Here is a 19,634-nt window from a genome sequence, read left to right as displayed (position 1 = left end):
AATGTATGAAAATCAATGATTTGTCGACGGGCCGTGTGCCGTTAGATAACAAACTGAAACGACAAACGCTGGCGCAGGCAGTTGAGGCACGCTTGCGCACTGAAATCGTTCAGGGGTTTCACGAACCGGGGGCGATGCTAACAGAACCAGTTTTGTCAACTGAGATGGGAGTAAGCCGATCCCCTATACGTGAAGCGCTGCTGAACCTGCAACGCGACGGAATTGTTGAATTTGATGATCGAGGGAGAACACGTGTTGTTTCGATGACGACCGCCGACTTTGAAGATCTCTATTTTCTGAGGTTAGCCGTGGAACCCATGCTGGCGGTGCATGCTGCGGCATGTGCGACGGATTCCGATTATGCTGCCTGGGAAGCAAACGTCGCTGCGATGGAAAGCACAGGTAGTGTTGCCGAGATCAGTCAGCTTGATATCGAATTTCATTCAATGATCGTCGAAGCCAGTCAACGCCCCCGTTTAATAGCGGCATGGCGATCGTTGCGTCCCTCACTGGAATTATGGCTGGCTGCTCTACATCGGAAGCACGAACAGCTGACGGGACGCGTGCGTGAAATAACGATTGAAAGTCATTTAGAACTCATTGAAACTCTGCGTTCTGGAAAGAGTGAGGCGATACGAAAATTGATACAAGATCATATTGAAGGTTGGTACAAGTGGTTACCAGAAATGGATGAGCTGACTTGAGTATCTGATGAATTAGGAAATGGTTTGAGTATGCTTTTTTTCAATGCCAGGGATTTATTTTACGCCAGTAACTGTTCGACGATGTTTCCGGAAACATCGGTCAGTCGGAAGTCGCGGCCCTGAAAACGGTAAGTCAGTTTTTCATGGTCCAGGCCGAACAGTTTGAGAATCGTCGCATGCAGGTCGTGCACATGGACGGGGTCTTTTGTGACGCCCCAACCAATTTCATCCGTTTCACCGATGACTTGGCCTCCTTTGATACCGCCACCCGCGAGCCACATGCTGAAGGAATAGGGATGATGATCGCGGCCGGTCACTTTCTTGAAATTGACACGGTTTTCCCCCAATGGTGTTCTCCCGAATTCGCCGCCCCAGACGACGAGTGTGTCTTCCAGCAGGCCACGGCGTTTCAGATCTTTGAGCAGTGCGGCGATTGGCTGATCGGAAATTTCGGTATAGCGTTTCAAGCCGCTGTCCAGATAGCTGTGGTGATCCCAGGTTGATAAAAAGAGCGTGACATAACGCACACCCCGTTCGACCATGCGTCGGGCCAGCAGACAATTGCGGGCATACGAACCGTTGAAGCCGGCCTGACTGCTTTTCGAAGCTTCTTCGCGTGTGACGCCGTATTCGTCAAGAGTTGCTTTGGTCTCGCCGGAAAGATCGAGCAACTCTGGTGCGGTTTGCTGCATGCGAAAGGCGAGTTCGTACGCTTTAATCCTGCTGGCGATTTCGGGGTTACCGATCTGCTCGTAGCGGAGGCCGTTCAATTCATTGATGGTCTGCAGACTCCGCATCTGTGCTTCGGGTGCGATTTCAGCAGGTGTTTCCAGGTTCAATACCGGACTGCCCTGATTACGAAACAGCGTTCCAGCATATTGCGAGGGGAGAAATCCACTTGACCAGCTGGAAGCCCCGCCGGGTAAACCGCGGCCCAGTGTGGCCAGCACAACATAACCGGGTAAATTCTGTGATTCACTTCCCAGACCGTAATTGAGCCACGAGCCGAGCGTGGGACGTCCCTGCAGATCAGAGCCGGAGAGCATCATCAACTGGCCGGGCAGGTGATTGAACTGCTCACAGTGCATCGAGCGAACCAGAGCGATGTCATCGACACAAGTGCTAAGGTGAGGCAGCAGATCCGAGAGTTCCAAGCCGCACTCGCCGTAGCGTTTGAAGGTGCGCGGGCTTCCCATTAACTGCGCTGCTTCTTTTTGGATAAATGCGAATTTGATGTCCTTCAATAAAGACTCAGGCATCGGTTGGCCGTCGAGTTCATTTAACTTTGGTTTGGGGTCGAACAAGTCCATCTGACTCGGGCCCCCTTCCATGAAGAGGTAAATGCAACGCTTGGCCTTGGGAGCGAAGTGTGCCTGTTGGCCGCTGTTCTCGCTGGCCAGCAATCCCTCATCTTTGAGCAGCGAGGCAAGAGCCAGCGTCCCCAGACCACTGGCACCGCTGGTGAAGAATTGCCGACGATTCAGGGCTGAAAGATCATTTCCAGTGGATGCAGGAGGAAGCAGCATATTTAATCTCGCGTAATAAATTCATCTAAATTCATGATGATCCGAGCGACCTGGATCAGAGCCGTCAATTGCGGCGATGTTTTTTCTGCGGAATCGATATTGTTCTGGCTGGCGACTTGGAGCAGATCAGAATAGGCCGCGCTGAGTGCGTTCTGTTCCCGTTCATTCGCAGGACGTCCAAGACATCGCATAAACATTTCATTCATGGCAGAGGGAAAGTCATCGGGATAGTGCTCATGCATTTCTTTACCGAGCACCTGAGCGCTTTCGAAAAACATGGGACCGTTCAACAGAGTCAGCGCCTGTAGCGGCGTATTAGAACGCTCGCGTCGGCTGCAGGAAACGGTGGCATCAGGCGCGTCGAACGTCATCAGCATCGGGTAGGGGACCGTGCGTTTAAAGACAATATACATCCCCCGTCGATATCGTTCGCTTCCCTGGCTGGCAGGCCATTTGACGCTGCGTCCCACATCGGTGACGAACGCGGGCAGAGGTGGTCTGATCCCACGCCTGCCAATGGTTCGATCCAGCAAACCGCTTGCTGTCAGATGAATGTCGCGAACGATTTCGGCTTCGAGCCGATAGCTGTTTTGTCTCCACAACAACTGATTGTTGATGTCTTGAGGATTGGAACGGGCGTTTGATGCTGATGACATACGATAAGTGGACGACATTACAAGCAGTCGAATCATGGCTTTGCGGCTCCAGCCGCGACTTTTGTATTCTGTTGCGAGCCAGTCCAGCAGCTGTGGATGCGTGGGGACTGCACCTTTGGTTCCAAAATCATTGGGGGTCGAAACAAGTCCCTGCCCAAACAGATGTTGCCAGATGCGATTGACTGACACACGCGGCGTCAGCGGATTATTATTTTGAAAGAGCCACTGGGCAAGATCCAGTCGGTCCGGCGTCTGGTTTCGCGATGATAAATCTGGGAGTACGAAAGGAGTGTCCGGACTTACCTTTTCGCCGGGACGATTATAAATGCCACGAACGTGCACGAAGGTGTCGCGACGGTCTTTGGTTCGTTCTGTAAAGATCGGTGCTCTCGTCGCGGGAGGAGATGGTTTTGTCTGTAGTTGTTTCGCAAGTTTTGCAGAGAGTTCTTTCCAGCCTGCTTTTTTCGTCTGATAGAAAGGGGAGAGACGTTTCAGATCGGTCGTTTTTTTGTATTTGTTCAGAATTTCGGTGATCTCGGTCTGTTGTTTCTTTGTTAGACCAGTGTTTTCATACGCTTTTAATTCTGACAGGAGTTGTTGATACTGCGGTTCCCATTTCGTTCGAGCCTGTTCGTATTCTGCGTTTTCCCAGGGCTTCTTGACTTTCGCTGTGGTTTCATTGGCATTATTGAAGAAGGCATAAATCTGATAAAACTCTTTTTGAGAGATGGGATCGTGTTTATGGTCGTGACATTCAGCACAGCCAAATGTGAAACCGAGCCAGACCATTCCCGTTGTATTCACACGATCGACGATTTCTTTCGTACGATATAATTCCAGATCAACGCCGGCTTCTGTGTTACTCAGCGTATTTCGATGAAAGCCGGTTGCAATTTTCTGGGATAACGTCGGTTTGTCGAGCAGATCCCCCGCCAGTTGCTCAATAGAAAACTGGTCAAATGGCAGATCCTGGTTAATGGCATCAATGACCCATTCACGGTAAACCCAGGCATGGCGACGCATACTGTCTCCCAGATAACCATCACTGTCAGCATATCGTGCGAGGTCCAGCCAGTAGCGGCCCCAGCGCTCGCCAAAATGAGGAGAGGCTAACAGCTCATCGACCAGTTGTTCGTAAGCGTGTGGATCTTCATCAGAGACAAACGATTCGACTGCCTCCGGTGTGGGAAGTAAGCCCGTCAGATCAAGGTACAGTCGGCGAATAAGTGTGCGACGACTGGCTTCGGGAGCTGGTTCGAGCCCATTCAGTTTGTGCCGCGCCGCCACAAATGCGTCGATGGGATTGCGAATAGGGAATTCCGGGTTGGTTTCAAAGTCTGAGGGGACGGTGGGACGATGCAGCGGTTTGAGTGACCATAGTACTGGAGGTTGAATCTCAAAGTCAGCAGGCCAGACAGCGCCTGCTTTAATCCAGTTCCGAATCGTCGCTACCTCTTTCTCGGAAAGCGGCGGCTCATCGCGTGGCATCTCAGCTGTACCCTCTGTCGGAGTGATCAGGTCGATGAGATAGCTCGCATCAGGGTCACTCGGGTCGATTGATGGGCCACTCTCGCCTCCTTTTGACGTCGCCTGGGCCGAGTGCAAAGAGAGTCCTCCTCGACGCACCCGGTCGTTGTGGCAGCTCAGGCAATGACGTTGTAAGATCGGAGCTACATTCTCACGGAAGTCGACCTCGTTCGCACCGAAAGAGGTTTGCCCTGCTAAAATCAGCAGGGAATAGATTGCAGTTAAGAAAGTGGTGCGGAGTTTCTGGTTACTCATTTCGCAAACTAACTTTCTATCTGTGGGATTGAGCCGTCACTTGGTCAAAAGGATGATTGACGTGCATGGCTATAATAGTAAAACGGATCTTCTGGTAGCATTAAACTCGATGATTTAACGGACATTTTCTGAATCTGTGGTTGGCTTCTTTGAACGAGGAGAGGGATTTAATTCTAACCCCGTGTCGCTAATGAATACAAGCCTTTCTCACACATGGATTTTCGTTTTGCTTTACGAGTGTATCTCTTTTTGTCAGACGTTAAGTGAAAGTGGAGAAATAATTTCCGTGACCGGGTGGCTTTCACTTGCATCAATGGTACAATTTTATTGTGTCTATTGGCCTCTGACTAACGCGCTCTATCTCAAACCAATGAAACTCTGCCATGAAATCCATCCTGCTGCTGATTCTCGTTCTCTTTACATTCTCCAGCCAACTTTATGCTGACGAGCGACCGAACATTGTCTTCTTCTTTGCAGACGACCAAACGACTAGCACGATTGGCTGTTATGGCAATCAGGTTATTCAAACTCCGAATATTGACGCACTGGCGGCGCGTGGAACACGATTTGAAAACGCCTATGTCAGTCAGGCAATCTGCTGGGTGAGCCGCACAACAATTCTTACCGGCTTAACGGGGCGGAGCTATGGGACTTCTGCGAATCCGGAACAGGCACGTCCCGATGCGGTGGAGACCTTGTATTCCGATATTTTGCGCCAAAATGGTTATCGCACGGGTTACTTCGGAAAGTGGCACGCTAAAATGCCGAAGGGATATAAACGAGAAGCCCATTTTGATGAATTTGAGGCGATCAGCCGTAACCCTTATTATAAAAAACAACCAGATGGCGGCTTGCGACATGAAACGGAGTTGATTGTTGATCGCGGGATTGCGTTTGTGAAATCGCAACCGAAAAATAAACCGTTCGCGTTGAACATGTGGTTCAATGCCTGCCATGCTGAGGACAGTGATCGACGACCGGGCATTGGTCATTTTCCGTGGCCTCGCGCTGTCGATGGGATGTATGAAGACGTTACGATTGCACCGCCACGTCTGAGTGATCCTGCGATCTTCAACGGGCAGCCTGACTTTCTGAAAACGACGATTAACCGGGAACGCTATTTCTGGCGCTGGAATACCGAAGATAAATACCAAACAAACATGCGTGCGTATTACCGTATGGTGAGCGGAATTGATGGCGCCATTGGACGGTTCATGCAGGCTTTAGAGGAAGCAGGCCTGGCTGAGAATACGATCATCGTTTATTCCGCCGACAATGGATATTATATGGCGAATCGTGGTCTGGCAGGCAAGTGGTCCCATTATGAAGAGGCGATCAAGGTACCTTTGATCGTGGCTGATCCGCGTGTTCCTCAACAACAGCGTGGTCAAGTCACGACTGCCTCTGCGTTGAACTTGGATCTGCCAGCTACTTTTCTCGACTGGGCGGGGGTCAAAATTCCCGAGCGATACCAGGGTCACAGCTTGAAGCCGATTGTAGAGAAGGGAAAACCTGCTGACTGGCGTGCGGAGACGTTTCATGAACATTTCGCTGTTCGCAGTCGTATTCCTGCTTATGAAGGTTTGCGCAACGAGCAATTCAAATATGTGCGATACTTTGATCACGGTAATCATGAATTTCTACATGATCTGAAAAATGATCCTGATGAACTGGTCAATCTGGCGGGAGATCCTCAGCACACAAAAACCTTGCAGGCAATGCGAAAACGGACTACCGAACGGGTGAAAGAACTGGGGGGCCCGCTTGATCCCCTCAAAGGGAAATTTACAGCATCGACGGCGCCTCATCCGAAAGCTTCGGCAGCTGTCAGTGCCCGTGCCGATAAAGAAGGGTTCGTACGCGTCTTCGATGGCAAATCGCTGCGTCACTGGAACGGTGATCGCAAGTACTGGTCAGTCGAAGACGGCGCCTTGACCGGCAAAACAGATGGCACATTAAAGATGAACCATTTCATCACCTGGAAAGATTCCACCATTCGCAATTTCGATCTGCATGTGAAGGTGAAAGTGACTCCCGGCGGCAATAGTGGCTTGCAGTACCGAGGCATGTCGCGGCCGGATTTGGGTTTGGATATTGTCACCGGTTATCAGTGTGATGTGGTGGCGAATAATCCAAACTACAACGGGATGCTATATGAAGAAAGAGGACGTCGTATACTGTCACACACGGGAGAAAAAGTGATTATAGCGCCTGACGGTCAGCCATGGGTTATTGAAAAAATGCCCGTCAAAACATTTGCTCCAGACGAGTGGCATGATTTCCGCGTGCTGGTGAAGGGGAACCATCACCAGCATTGGATTGATGGACATAAAACGGCCGACCTGATTGACCTGGACGAAAAGGGACGTGCTCTGGAAGGAGTTCTGGCAGTACAGGTTCACGTGGGGCCTGCCATGAAAATTCAATATAAGGATTTTAAAATCAAACACCTGCCCGATGATCTTCCCCTGCAAGAAGCCAAAGATCATCCCATTCCGCCGAATGCGTATGGCGTACGACCACAGGGGCGCTTACCGAAAAACTGGAAGCCGCCGATTTATGGTCAACGTTGACTTTGAGGAACAAAGCAGCAGTCGCTCGAATTGATCAACTAAAAACAGCACAGCTCATTCCCGATCGTCATCCAAGGTGACAGAATTTTGAGGATATGCTGTGCTGTGTGTTGTTCTGAATTCTTCTGAATGGGATGAAGGAAGATTATGAGTAACAGCGATCAGTTTGAGAGTCGCTCTTGTTTTTTACCAAATTACCGTGGTGCCGGTATCTTGTTGTCTGTGACTTCCTTGCCATCTCTGTATGGTATTGGCGACTTTGGTCCTGCGGCACGGAACTGGATCGACCTGCTTCAAGAGGCTGGTCAATCCTGGTGGCAGTTTTTACCACTGGGACCAACAGGATATGGCAACTCGCCTTATCAACCTCTTTCCTCGTTTGCTCTTAACTGGCTTCTTATCAGCCCTGATGATCTGATTGCGGACGGTTTGTTACATCAGACTGACCTTTCTGAAATGGAGTTCCCTGGTTCGCATGTGGATTATGACGCCGTCAGATCATTCAAACAACGTCTACTTGAAACGGTCTGGCGCCATTTTCATGAAAGGGCCACCGCAGAGCAGAAGCACGAATATGAAAGATTCAGGGAAGACGAACAAGCCTGGTTGGATGACTATGCCTTATTTCAGGTTTTGAAAGACAAGCATCAGGGAGCGAGCTACCTCAAATGGCCAAAGGAACTGGTCCGACGGAATCCGGATCCTCTGACTCAGGCGAAGCAGGAACTGGCGGATGAAATGGATCAGGTAGGGTTGTCGCAGTTCCTGCTATTCCGTCAGTTGAAACACCTGAAGGAATATGCTCACGACAGGGGAGTCCGGTTCATTGGCGATTTACCATTTTTTGTTTCCCCTGATTCCAGCGATGTCTGGGCTGATCCAGAGTTATTTCTACTCGATGATGAATTACGGCCTCGCTTTGTAGCCGGAGTGCCTCCGGACTACTTCAGTACCAAGGGACAGTTCTGGGGTAATCCGGTTTATGACTGGGAAACACTCAGAGAAACAGGTTATCGCTGGTGTATTGATCGGTTTTGTGCGTTACTGGATCATGTAGATCTGATTCGGTTAGATCATTTTCGTGGTTTTGCAGCGGCCTGGCATATACCCAATGGGGCACCAAATGCACGGGCAGGGCAATGGGTGCCTGGGCCTGGCCAAAAGTTTTTCAGTGCAGTGCAAAACGAACTGGGGTCACTTCCTTTGATTGCTGAGGATTTGGGAATCATTACTCCAGATGTGAATGCACTTCGAGACGAATTTCATCTACCCGGTATGCGCGTCCTTCAGTTTGCCTTTGATGGGAATCCTGACAATCCTTACCTGCCACACAGCTATGATTCGAATACGGTTGTCTTTACAGGCACACATGACAATAACACTACACGCGGCTGGTATGACTCGTTGTCGAAAGATGAGCGAAAAATGTTATGTGAAACGCTGCAGCACCCCGTAATCAAGAGTCAGGAAATTGCGGCTGTCTTAATGGAGCTGGCATGGTCTTCAGTCGCAGCACTCGCGATGGCTCCTTTGCAGGATGTCCTCAATCTGCGAGCGAACGCACGCATGAATATACCAGGACGTGCGTGCGGAAACTGGCGCTGGCGATGCACGACAGAGATGTTGGACACGCCTGCTTTTGAATGGCTCCGGGAGTTGACGGTAAAATCGAATCGCTTCCCCGTGATACAATCAGCGGATTAAGACCTTCCGATTTCTACAGTGACTTTAAAGCAACGAAACGCACTTCATCAATGTTTAGATCACATGAGACCGTCAGTCGTCGGCTCGTTTCAACGCCCAGGATGCATGCTGTCTGGTGAGGCGTTGCAGTTGATCCGTGGCTGTTTCTTTTAATGGTTCAGGTTGCTCAGCCAGATGGCGCAAGCGTTCGATGGCATCGTTCTGGCCGAGCAGACCGAGACCGATAGCTGCTGAATCTCGGACGATTTCAGAAGGATGTTTCAAGAGCGCCCGGAGTGCTGTCTGGAATTTGGGATTCTCAGAAAAGCCCGCCATGCGACAGGCCAGTGCGATAGCAGCAGGGGAATCGTCGTTCTGACCAGATAAGATCTGATTCAGGATATCCCGATAGGGGATCAGGTTTTCGGCAACTCTTCCTTTACGGCGTTCTCGATGATATTGAACGTAGATCTCTTTTGATTGCTGCATATAGAGACTCTGTAAGCCAATCTGTCTGACCTCGGCAAAACGACTGGATAGAAGCCCCCTGGGGGCGAACGAAGTGAAATAATTATCATCTATGAGCTGCGCCCAGGTGCTACCTACGGGAGAACTCGTGACGACAGACCGGTGGCCAATTAGAACAGAGTTGCCAGTTTGTCGATCGGAATTCAGTAATAAAACTCGTGCCTCTTTTGAAACTTCTGGGGTACTCAACGTTCTGAAGGAATCAGTTGCGGAACCGGAAGCGACGACAATGCCATCTCGTATCAACACCCCCGTCACACGGACCAGCTGACCTTTATAGTAAGATGTACTCAGGATTTCCGGTGTCAGCACGGCGCGTTGCTGTGGATCGCGGTGAATGGAAAACGACTTCACTCGAGTCTTCTGTGAAGCAGAGCCCCCTAAGGACCATTTTTCGGCTGTTTGCGAAATTTCATCGGACTGTCGAGGCACCAGTGTGGTTTGATTGATTTCAAACGGTGCGACTACGACTTCGCACTGACTCTTCTTTTCCAGTGTTTCTGCACATGTCATCGGTTCTACTGATTCGCCAGAAAACCGAGTCAGCGTCCAATACTTAGCAATTCCGAGTCGCGGGTAAGAAACCAGGCTGCAGCGAAGAATCAGTCTGCCATCAGCGCCTGTTTCAGCTCTAATCTCTGTTAAATTATTCCATGACGGATGTGTCCAGGGTTTGGTGAATGCTGCAAATGATGCGGAGAGTTGGTCCCCTTTCTGTTCCGGCTGGCGCGACTTCAACTCGTCCCACTGGACCCAGGGTAGTTCTCCTTTCGAATCGGGTATACTGGAACGAATTACTCTACTTGGTTTTTTGCCGTCGATCAGAATTTGGCTGGTCGAGACCTTCGATATATTTTTTAGATGGGCCTCTCGGTCAAAGAGCCATAATTTGCCATCAAGAATCTGGAATCGCAGGTCCATATCAAACGCTCGCGTTTTGCAGATGATCCGTAATGGCGCAAACTGCCCTGGCGACACTTCCGTATAGTCGAGAAATTGAAATTCCATCGATTCAGAGCGTTCGACCAGCGGAAAACCGGTCTCGGCATCAACAACCAGCACGAGGTCCTTGTTCGAGCTGATTGAATAACCGCCTACATATGAGTAGGTACCGGTTTCTTTTTCGAGTCCTGAACCGACTTCCTGAGAAAATTTCGGGCCATTCAAACCCAAAACGCGCACAGGGCGTCCATTCCAGTCTGCTGAAAATGCAATTGGCATTTTCCAGCGCTCTGGTGCGTGTCGAATGCTATCTAGAGCGAGCAACAGTGTGATGCCGCGATTGATTTTAAGACTTTTGTGGGGCAGTTGACGCGGAGACTGTTCATCCTGTCCTTCAAACTGGAATGATACATTGGGTTGAGGAGCGTCTTTGGTGCGTAACCAGAGCTGATGGTTCTTCAGTAATGGGTTCAATGTCTCTTTGGCCGACCGGCTGCTGGCAGTTACGGCTGCTTCAGGAACGGTCGATGCGAATAACGGTAGTCGATGCTCATCATACAGTACGAGCATCAAGTTTGTGTTGATGTTCAGCGGATTCGATTTCAAAGGCGGGAAGTATAATTCTGCTGTCGGGGTGGTGATCCCCCATGTGCGGGTTACGTTTGAAGAGAAGTTCGTCGGCATCCATCTTATTGATTGGGGACGAAATTGATTGGCGCCTACTTCAGGGTTCGCATGAAAGGTGTGAGTGGCACCTGGTTCTAATGGAGTCAATCCCTGTAACGCGACCTTATGCTGAGGGAGAGCCGATGCGGTCATTTCTTTTAATTTGGATTGTGCTTTCTTTACTGCTTCGTTCAGGGCTTTCGATGAAGCATTGATTTTCAGGTCGATAATCTCTTCTTTCTGCGCTTCTTTCTCAGCAAATTGAGACGTGCCGCTGGTTAAGATCCACAGATCTGCATCGGTGATACGAAATTTCTGATCAACGTGGAAGTTATTCTCGGGAAAATGAATCGCAATTCTCAACGGTGCCTGCTGACCATTTTTCGATGTAACCCAATCCGATAAATCAACCTCAGCGATCACTTCATCACCTTTGTAGGCGACTTCGCGAATAATGCGATTCTGGTCGTCGATCGTCAAGATTGTCCGATTGCTGTAGACGTCATGCATATAGGACCATGATGTTGTTTCAAACATGGCACCGGCGTTTAACCGGACACGACGAGAGGCATGGGGAGTTGCTCGTAGTTCGATGAGCCGAGTGTTATTTTTCTGTATGTAATCAGTAATTCTGAAGTCATTGGGATTTCGTCCCCAGTCGATGGCTACGAAATTCAAGCGGGTTCCCGATAGATGCCGCAGGGTGTCGCGTCTGAGAAGTTCTTTGGCCGACAGCTGGTATGGCTTGCGTTGTGCACTTTCGATATCTTCTGTGCTTCGGTACCGAGGATAAGCGTAACTGTCTTTAAATGTGAAGGTGGAACCGTCGGAACGTTTTAGAATCGACCAGCCAACTCCATAATGTTCGGAGCCATCTTCGCGGTGTGTTACCTCAACGCGGAACGTTCCCTCTTTTTTCCATTGGAAATGCTCATCAAGTCGGATTGGTGACATACGATGCGTGAATTCGATGGATTCGATGTCCTCCAGCTCAGGGTTTTGCCAAAGACGATTGGCAGCCAGGACGATTTTGGAATCAAACTGAGCTACTCTCTGGGCGGCCGCTTTATGCTTTATAAGTTGTTTCTTCAAAACGCTGGGAAGCGTCGGCCAATCTTCAGGAACAGCCGTTTCTGATTGTTTCAGGGAAACCTGCCTGCCACTTTTCGTTTCGGTCAGAGAGGCACTATCCTTTGACCAACTCACGGTTGTAGAATCTTTAAAAACACGCTGTAACGAACTTCCATCAATGCGTGCGGCCCAGATCTCTGATCGTGACTTCTTTTTCATGTCAGGATGCAATTCAGTAGTGCGTTGAGTCCAGGCCAGCCACTTTCCATTGGGCGACCATCTTGGAAAAATACCTCCTGTCATAAAACGAAATTCCGAGTCGCGATCTTGCTGATTGATTCCCGCCGGACTGACATATTTGAGTTTTCGAGAAGTTGTATCCCATATTCCAATGCGTCCGTCTGCAGGAATTCCTCCGATCCAGGAGCCAGCATTTCCAAATTGTGTTGACACAGCGATCAAACGACCGTCGGGTGACCAGACAGCTCCTGCGCCCTGCACACCGGTTTTGTCAATTTCACCAGATTCCACATCGATCACGACCAGCGGATAGATGTTGCCGTAGCCGGGCGAGTTTCCAATAGCCAGTTTTTGTGAATCCGGGGACCAGGCTGGCTTTGTCTTCAGCCCTTTTTCAATCAGGCATTTGACTATTTTCTTAGCTGGATTATAGCAGAAAAGACCGTATTTCCTTGACCCGTCCTGTTTGATATATCTGCCCGTGAAAGCTATCTGGGAGTTGTCTGGGGCAGGGACCGTAAAGAATGGTTTGCAATATGGAGGTAAAGCAACTGGTTGCGAAGGCTTTTTGCTGGATCGTTTCTTTTGAATTTCTTGTTGTTTTTGTGGACTGAATATTTCTGCTGAATCTACATTTTGTGGGTTGGTTGCTGTGACACTCTCATTGGCTGTTTTTCCCACGAGTAAAAGCGGGCAAGAAAGGATCGCCAGTAACAGAATCAGGAGGGGGCTTGCGAATCCAGAAGCGACGTTTGAACGATTCCTTTCGATCAATTTTAGTCGTGATTTCAATTGACGTACTGACCCGGATCCTCCGGTAGCTAATTCCGGCTGCTTCTGTGCATTGGCGATAAAAGCAACGGTCTCAACGATTGCCTTGGCATATTCGTCAGCCCTTTCAGGCCAGAGTTGCAGAACGCGGGTGTCGCACGCCGACTCTTCTGCTGCGCGTAAGCGGTATCGGGCTAACCAGAACAGCGGGCACCACCACCATAACACGGCGGTAGCGAGTTCCAGCCATCGCGTTAAATAATCGCGTCTCTGGAGATGAGCAAACTCGTGCGCCAGAAGTAGATCCCGTGTGATCGGTTCTTCCATCGCAGACAAGTCACGTGGAAGTACGACCATGGTATTCCGTAAACCAGACCAGACCAGCGGAGGGATTGTTGCCGTCAAAACTCTGACCGTGGGAACTTTCTTGAGACCAATCTGATTTGCAATTTCGGATATGACAGCTTGCACATCAGATGAAACGGGAACAGTGAGTTGCAGTAACTTCGAAAATGACCAGATCGATCTCAGGGACTTGACCAGGACAGTCAGGGAACCGGTCACCCAAATGAAACAGACGATCCAGGCGATCCTTTCGCTGGCAGTAACTGAGAGTGGTATTACTGTACCAGTTGTGTTTATTGTTTTTGGTTTGGTGGGCAGACGCTTTGCCTCTTTCAGGGAAGGAGCGGCAGTACCCTGAGCCAATATTGTCTGGTCCTTTTCAACAAGCTTTTTAGATTCGGGAAGAGATGACTTTGTTTTTGCTGAGTTTTGCGTTGAGTCACCTTTCTGATTATGGCTAGCTGTGACATCTGCTCTTTTCGGAAAACGCTGGGCTTCCTCAAATATTTTAGTGTCAATGGAAGTGGATTTGTCATTGATTGAGACCTTAGGATCAATCGCAGTAGGGGCCTGGGGCGTTGTTTGTGAGATCGTCGACTCTGAATCGTTCCAGAAAGGGAATCCAGGTGTAGCGAGTGGCATAAAGGGAGGAATGACCAGTCTCAGCAGTACGGCAAGCCAGAATGCGTGTTCAATGGCTGGCCAACGCTGTCGCATTACGCGGCTCACTAATTCTGCGACGCCACAGAGAATAGCGGCAATTGTCAGAATACTCAGAACCACGTGAGCTGCTGATTCAAACCACATCGAACGACTCCCTTATACAAATCCCGTGTGATAATTTGCGATGTTCGTTGGCACTAATTCCGTTTCGATTTCTTGCCGGAGACTTCCTCTAACAGTTGGTTCAGTTGTTTCTGTTCGGCAGTCGTCCAGCGACGCATCTGAATCAGTCCTGTCAGCATTGGTATCACTGATCCACCACACAAAGAATCGGAAAGGCCCCGTAGCCGTTCCTGAATTAAAGTCTCACGATCGATCGTCGCCGAGAAGATATGGACTCGTTGACTGCGGTCTCGTTCGACACAGTTTCGGGACTCAAGTCGTTCTAATAGCTTCTGGACTGTATAATACTGAGACGTAGATCCTTCCGGATAGATCTCATCACATACTTCGCGCGTGGTGGCACGGCTACGTTCCCAGAGAACCTGAAGGACTAACAGCTCGGTATCGGTGACATGGTATTGCTTTGGTGGCATCGAGAATCTTTCTCCCTGAACTGATTAAAGGCAAGATGTCTTTGTGGGAGTTTACCGTTTTTTTAATAGGGAAGTCAAGTTGTCTTTGGTGTGCCCGATAAAAAATGTAAATAATTAATTGCGCTCAATACTGGTGTGCAATTGAAAGCAAGTGGGGGTGTAGAAAAGCGACAGGCTTAACCTGTATCAAGTAATGAGATACAATTTAAGAAATTGAGCTGGAAGGCGAGGTTAAGCCTGCCTTCCAGAGATTATCATCGGAACCCTGTGTTTGTTCGTTACGTATGGGCACACAATCCAAAATGTACTCTCTTCAACATGTTCAACAATAGAGACATCCATGAAACAGATACCGCAAGTCGTTGCCATCACGATTCTCTTCGGATTAATTTCGTCGTCACTACGCGCGGAAGTCAAGCGATTTGAAATCACGTCACGTGAACCCTTCGCCTCCGGTCAGGCATTTGGAGAAGTCGGCGCGTACGAACGAATTATTGGCCGCGTATATTTTGAACTAGATCCCGAACTGCCTCAGAATCAGAACGTGATTGATCTGAAACTGGCGCCTCGGAACGAATGCGGATGCGTTGAACTATCCGCGGATCTGATCATTCTAGCGCCGCAAGATTTGAGTAAAGGCAACGGGGCTCTGCTTTACGGTGTCAACAATCGTGGAAATCTGAATGCCCTGCGACTGTTAAACTATGCCTCGGGTAGCAACGATCCGAAAGAGAAGAAACACGCGGGCGACGGATTTCTGATGCGCCATGGATTTACTGTGGTCTGGAGCGGTTGGGATGGGGAACTGTTGCCGGGCAACAATCGGAAGCGGCTTTATCCGCCACCGATCACGAAGAAAATTACCGGTAAAGTACGCTGCGAGATTGTGCCCAGTTCGGATACAAGGCGTTCGGTGGTGAACTGGGCGAATCATGGCTCCTATCGACCAACGCCTGAAGGACTGAAGACGGCAACATTGACTCATCGCTTACTGGCCAGTCATCCGCGAGTTCCTGTTCCTCGGTCACAATGGAAACTCCATATCTCCGATGTGGAGAGCGATTCATCAACCCAATTACCAAAGGTGGAATTGGAGTATCCAGAGGGGCTCAAGAAACTTCACATTTACGAACTGATTTATGAAGCACAGGATCCCGTGGTGATGGGAACCAGCTTTACTTCCGTTCGTGATCTGGTCTCTGCGTTGAAGTACGGGACAGGGAAAGATAATCCGTTGCTGGTTGATGGACAGCCGCTGATTCAACGGGCACATTCCATCGGCGTTTCGCAGAGCGGACGATTTCTACGCGAGATGGTCTACTGGGGCTTCAACGAGGACGAAGAGGGACAGAAAGTCTTCGATGGGATTATTCCTCATGTGTCCGGTTCCGGCATGGGGTCGTTCAACCATCGCTTTGCCCAGCCGACACGTCATGCCGGTCAACATGATCATCATGATTACCCGCCTGATCGTTTTCCATTTGCTTATAGCACAATGACTGACCCTCTATCGGGATTGACTGAGGGAATTCTTAAACGCTCAGAGGCTAGTGGTACTGCGCCGCTGGTGATGCATACTCAGTCGTCATCGGAATACTGGAATCGCAGCGGTTCCCTTACTCACACTGACCCGCTCGGCAAAACCGACGTAGAAATCCCCGAAAATGTGCGACTCTACATCTTTGGTGGGACGCAACATGGTCCGAGCCGATTCACAACCAGTATTGGCGATGGTCAAACAGCCCCGAATCCTGCGGATTACAAACCCTTTGTGCGCGCGTTGCTGCTGTCGCTTGATCGCTGGGCAAAGGATGGAACTGAGCCGCCTTCAAGTGTCTATCCGAAGATCAGCGAAGGCACTCTTGTGAGTTGGACGCAGAACGCAACGGGATTTCCGCAGATCCCCGGCATTCGCTATCCGGGAGTGATTCAACAGCCGTCCTTTCTTGATTTCGGCCCGCGCTGGCATACTCAGCGGATCGTGGATCATCAACCACCGATCCCTCGCGGCGATTACAGGGTCCTTGTTCCGCGTTCGGGGCCGGATGGAAATGACCTCGGCTGCTTGTCCGCGCCTGAGGTTGCTGTTCCGGTCGCCACTTATACAAGCTGGCGTTTACGTAATGAGAATGGTCCTGCGGCAAACCAACTCTATAGTTTGTCGGGGTCGTACATTCCTTTTCCCATCACCAAAGCAGATCGTGAGAAAAATGGTGATTCCAGGCAGTCTGTGGAAACGTGTTATGGCACAATTGATAATTATCTCAATCAACTCGCAGCGCAATGCCGCGAGTACGAAAAGGCTGGCTATCTTCTGAAGGAAGACACGGAACGAACTCTTCAGACGCAGCGAAAGCGGGTTGCTCCATTGTTCGCCAGGTTTAACCCAAATGCGAATATCACGCAGCCGGAATAGGAGATCTAAGCTTCCGTCAGTAGAGATGTGGCTCGAGAATTTTCTCACTAATCCAAAGGCTTGGCCATCAATGGGAATTTTGAGTGAGTTCTGTTAGCACGATTTTCGGTGATGTCGTTGTAAGTCTTTGTTGTGATAGGGGATACGGAGTGTTTCCGGTCTAGTGACAACGTGCCAAGTCTCAGAGGATTGCATCTATTTTACGAATTCTCTTGAGAACGTGACCTGAATATTCTGTTGAGTGTACGATTACTTGTGGGGCAGAATAATTGAGTGTTAGCAGGCCTGGAATGATTGTTGAATTAATTCATGGAACAGAAGAAACAAGAACGACAATTTACGACTTTGCTGACGGCTCATCGCCGCCAGTTGTATGCTTTTATCTACTCAATGTTGGCAGATCACACAGACGCTGAAGATGTTTACCAGCGTTGCAGCATGATTCTGTGGGATAAGTACGAGCAGTACGATTCTGAATGCGAATTTCTTCCGTGGGCGATGGGAATCGCGTTTTATGAAGTGAAAAACTTTCAACGTGTCTTATCACGTGATCGCCATCATTTTTCAGAACAACTTCTCAATCAACTCTTCGAGCGAATTCAGAGCGGCAAAAACGTCCAGAATGTGCAACTAACGTCACTGGAAAAATGTTTGAAATTACTGCGTCAAAAAGATTTGTGGCTTGTGCAGCAAGTATATTGGGAACGACGCAAGTGTGCGTCCGTTGCACAAGAAATGGGGATGAAAATTAATGCGCTTTATGACCGGGTTGGCAGAATCCGCAGCCAGTTAAGAAACTGTGTTTTACGACGAGTGGCAGAGGTGGATCATGCCGGATGAAGATCAGCAAAATGAAGCAGAATTTGAACGGCTCATGCACCGGCTCGCAGATGGTTCGCTTGAAAAAGCAGAAGTAGAACACCTGGAATCATTGCTATTGGATCAGCCTGAGCGTCAAACGCTGTACCTCGAATATATGTTGCTTGATTCGTCATTGATTGAACTGGGGGAAGTCAGCAAAACAGCCCCCGAGCTGACCTTTGGTCACCCACGACGGAAACACCTGGTCCCATTCAGCATTTGGGCTCTGGCAACGTGCGCTCTGCTTTGCCTGATTGCGGTGGCTATCTTTGTGTCAGCTGGCAGAGATCAACAAAAGCATTTAGCAGAGCTGAAAACAACAAGATCAGAAAGCAGCGTACTACAATCGACGGAGAGGAATACCGCGCAAGACACACTTTCCGATGCTCGAATTGTTGCAGGGCATCGTGCGGTATTTCGTGGTATGCATTCTCCCACGTCAATCGGCAATCGCTTAACGTTTTCCGAAAACTATATGTTGCAAGATGGGTTAGTAAAAATTCGTTTTGTCTCGGGAGCTGAAGTGATTTTGAGTGCGCCAGCGCTGTTTCAGGTTGTGCATAATGAGAAGCTTGTGGTGAACCTCGGGAAGTGCTCTGTATATGCACCAGAGGGAGCCGAAGGCTTTGAGGTCAGTACGCCGACAAGCGATGTGATTGATTTGGGAACTCGTTTTTCAGTTGTTGTTGCTGAAGACGGAGCATCAAAAGTGGCTGTCGTGGATGGCGAGGCGGAAGTTTCCTCTTTGAGTAAACCCGGCAAAAGAACATTGTTGAAAGGTGATACTGCCTATGTTGGCACTGACCTGCATTTAATGGAAGGAAGCCAAGATACACAAAGCGATGACTATGTCGCCTCTATCCCCGACCGCCTGATATCTTATAAAACAAATCAGGATATATTGGGACGAGCGGTAGACCTTTCGTCTTTGTCTGTACAGCGAGCGGGCATTGATCACTCTTACCATGCGGATGATTTCATTCTGCCTAGAGTCAATCATTATCGGCCCGGTTCCAACGCTTTTGGAATCGTTCCCGCCCATGCTCCCGCGGATGAACACAATCAATTCGGATTGATGAATCTTAAGTTTGCTTCAGGGTTCATAAATCCCGGAGGGCAGAACAATTTGCATGAAGGAGGGTTCATTCTGGGCCGTGATGGGACTCCCGGTATGAATCTCGTCTTTGATCAACCCGTGATTAATTCCCCCGGTCCTGATCTTGTGATTTTCGATGCGCAGTCAATTGCCCATTCTCTCGAAGGCGATGTCTTCCGTTTGTACCCACGATCAGACCACTCGGACGCTCGACCAATGACCATCAGGAAATACGACATTGATGGTCATTCCGAGGACGCACAAATTATGACCGGATGTCGTTTGACCCAATTGAGCACGAATTACGCCAACGATGGTACTCCACTTCCGATCGTGGCACGGTCACAGTTGGTACATCAAGTCCCCTCTCGCCTTTTTGCCATCGGTATCGATCTGGATGACATGAAGATCCCACCAGGAGGATCAATTACCGGACTGTTTCTTCAGGATGCCCAGGACGATGCAGACAGGATTGACCCGGTTGTCATTGTCGGTCTCCCACCCATTCAATAAAA

At 49.5% G+C, this 19,634-nt stretch carries 10 protein-coding genes; 6 read left to right on the top strand and 4 right to left on the bottom strand.

Features of this window, described 5'->3' with window-relative positions; all coding sequences use genetic code 11:
- Positions 1–5 precede the first annotated feature (5 nt).
- Entirely contained in the window at positions 6–704 is a 699-nt protein-coding gene (locus Enr17x_RS15560; protein ID WP_145310252.1) for a GntR family transcriptional regulator, read from the top strand.
- A 59-nt stretch (positions 705–763) separates the two neighbouring features.
- Here the strand turns inward: Enr17x_RS15560 and Enr17x_RS15555 are convergent, their stop codons facing one another.
- On the bottom strand, positions 764–2,230 hold the full coding sequence (locus tag Enr17x_RS15555; protein WP_145310249.1) for a DUF1501 domain-containing protein: 1,467 nt from the start codon (positions 2,228–2,230) through the stop codon (positions 764–766).
- A 2-nt stretch (positions 2,231–2,232) separates the two neighbouring features.
- On the bottom strand, positions 2,233–4,668 hold the full coding sequence (locus tag Enr17x_RS15550; RefSeq protein ID WP_145310247.1) for a PSD1 and planctomycete cytochrome C domain-containing protein: 2,436 nt from the start codon (positions 4,666–4,668) through the stop codon (positions 2,233–2,235).
- A gap of 383 nt (positions 4,669–5,051) precedes the next feature.
- Between Enr17x_RS15550 and Enr17x_RS15545 the strand changes: the two genes are divergently transcribed.
- Both Enr17x_RS15545 and malQ read left to right on the top strand, forming a co-directional pair.
- A complete protein-coding gene (locus tag Enr17x_RS15545; RefSeq protein WP_145310245.1) occupies positions 5,052–7,241 on the top strand; it encodes a sulfatase-like hydrolase/transferase in 2,190 nt (729 codons plus the stop codon).
- A gap of 147 nt (positions 7,242–7,388) precedes the next feature.
- On the top strand, positions 7,389–8,945 hold the full coding sequence (gene malQ / locus Enr17x_RS15540) for a 4-alpha-glucanotransferase (protein WP_145310243.1): 1,557 nt from the start codon (positions 7,389–7,391) through the stop codon (positions 8,943–8,945).
- Positions 8,946–9,017: 72 nt separating this feature from the next.
- Here malQ and Enr17x_RS15535 read toward each other — a convergent pair whose 3' ends face one another.
- A complete protein-coding gene (locus Enr17x_RS15535; RefSeq protein WP_145310240.1) occupies positions 9,018–14,294 on the bottom strand; it encodes a M56 family metallopeptidase in 5,277 nt (1,758 codons plus the stop codon).
- Positions 14,295–14,347: 53 nt separating this feature from the next.
- Positions 14,348–14,746, bottom strand: coding sequence for a BlaI/MecI/CopY family transcriptional regulator (locus tag Enr17x_RS15530; protein WP_145310238.1), 399 nt, complete (start codon positions 14,744–14,746; stop codon positions 14,348–14,350).
- 340 nt (positions 14,747–15,086) lie between these two features.
- Between Enr17x_RS15530 and Enr17x_RS15525 the strand changes: the two genes are divergently transcribed.
- The 3 genes from Enr17x_RS15525 to Enr17x_RS15515 all read left to right on the top strand — a co-directional run bounded on the left by Enr17x_RS15525 (position 15,087) and on the right by Enr17x_RS15515 (position 19,632).
- Positions 15,087–17,162 (top strand): alpha/beta hydrolase domain-containing protein, encoded by a 2,076-nt coding sequence (locus tag Enr17x_RS15525; RefSeq protein WP_145310236.1) that lies wholly within the window; start codon positions 15,087–15,089, stop codon positions 17,160–17,162.
- 309 nt (positions 17,163–17,471) lie between these two features.
- Positions 17,472–18,002, top strand: a complete 531-nt coding sequence (locus Enr17x_RS15520) for a sigma-70 family RNA polymerase sigma factor (RefSeq protein WP_145310234.1) — start codon at positions 17,472–17,474, stop codon at positions 18,000–18,002.
- A complete protein-coding gene (locus Enr17x_RS15515) occupies positions 17,992–19,632 on the top strand; it encodes a FecR family protein (RefSeq protein ID WP_145310232.1) in 1,641 nt (546 codons plus the stop codon). The genes Enr17x_RS15520 and Enr17x_RS15515 overlap by 11 nt, the downstream gene beginning before the upstream one ends.
- Positions 19,633–19,634: the final 2 nt, after the last annotated feature.

This window comes from Gimesia fumaroli, assembly GCF_007754425.1.
Taxonomy (GTDB): Bacteria; Planctomycetota; Planctomycetia; order Planctomycetales; family Planctomycetaceae; genus Gimesia; species Gimesia fumaroli.
This window is presented reverse-complemented; position numbering and strand designations above follow the sequence as displayed.

Coding starts and splice junctions, on each gene's coding strand:
- Enr17x_RS15525 (WP_145310236.1), top strand. CDS start 15,087: ATGAAACAGATACCGCAAGTCGTTGCCATCACGATTCTCTTCGGATTA.
- Enr17x_RS15530 (WP_145310238.1), bottom strand. CDS start 14,746: ATGCCACCAAAGCAATACCATGTCACCGATACCGAGCTGTTAGTCCTT.
- Enr17x_RS15560 (WP_145310252.1), top strand. CDS start 6: ATGAAAATCAATGATTTGTCGACGGGCCGTGTGCCGTTAGATAACAAA.
- Enr17x_RS15555 (WP_145310249.1), bottom strand. CDS start 2,230: ATGCTGCTTCCTCCTGCATCCACTGGAAATGATCTTTCAGCCCTGAAT.
- Enr17x_RS15550 (WP_145310247.1), bottom strand. CDS start 4,668: ATGAGTAACCAGAAACTCCGCACCACTTTCTTAACTGCAATCTATTCC.
- Enr17x_RS15520 (WP_145310234.1), top strand. CDS start 17,472: ATGGAACAGAAGAAACAAGAACGACAATTTACGACTTTGCTGACGGCT.
- Enr17x_RS15545 (WP_145310245.1), top strand. CDS start 5,052: ATGAAATCCATCCTGCTGCTGATTCTCGTTCTCTTTACATTCTCCAGC.
- Enr17x_RS15515 (WP_145310232.1), top strand. CDS start 17,992: ATGCCGGATGAAGATCAGCAAAATGAAGCAGAATTTGAACGGCTCATG.
- Enr17x_RS15535 (WP_145310240.1), bottom strand. CDS start 14,294: ATGTGGTTTGAATCAGCAGCTCACGTGGTTCTGAGTATTCTGACAATT.
- malQ (WP_145310243.1), top strand. CDS start 7,389: ATGAGTAACAGCGATCAGTTTGAGAGTCGCTCTTGTTTTTTACCAAAT.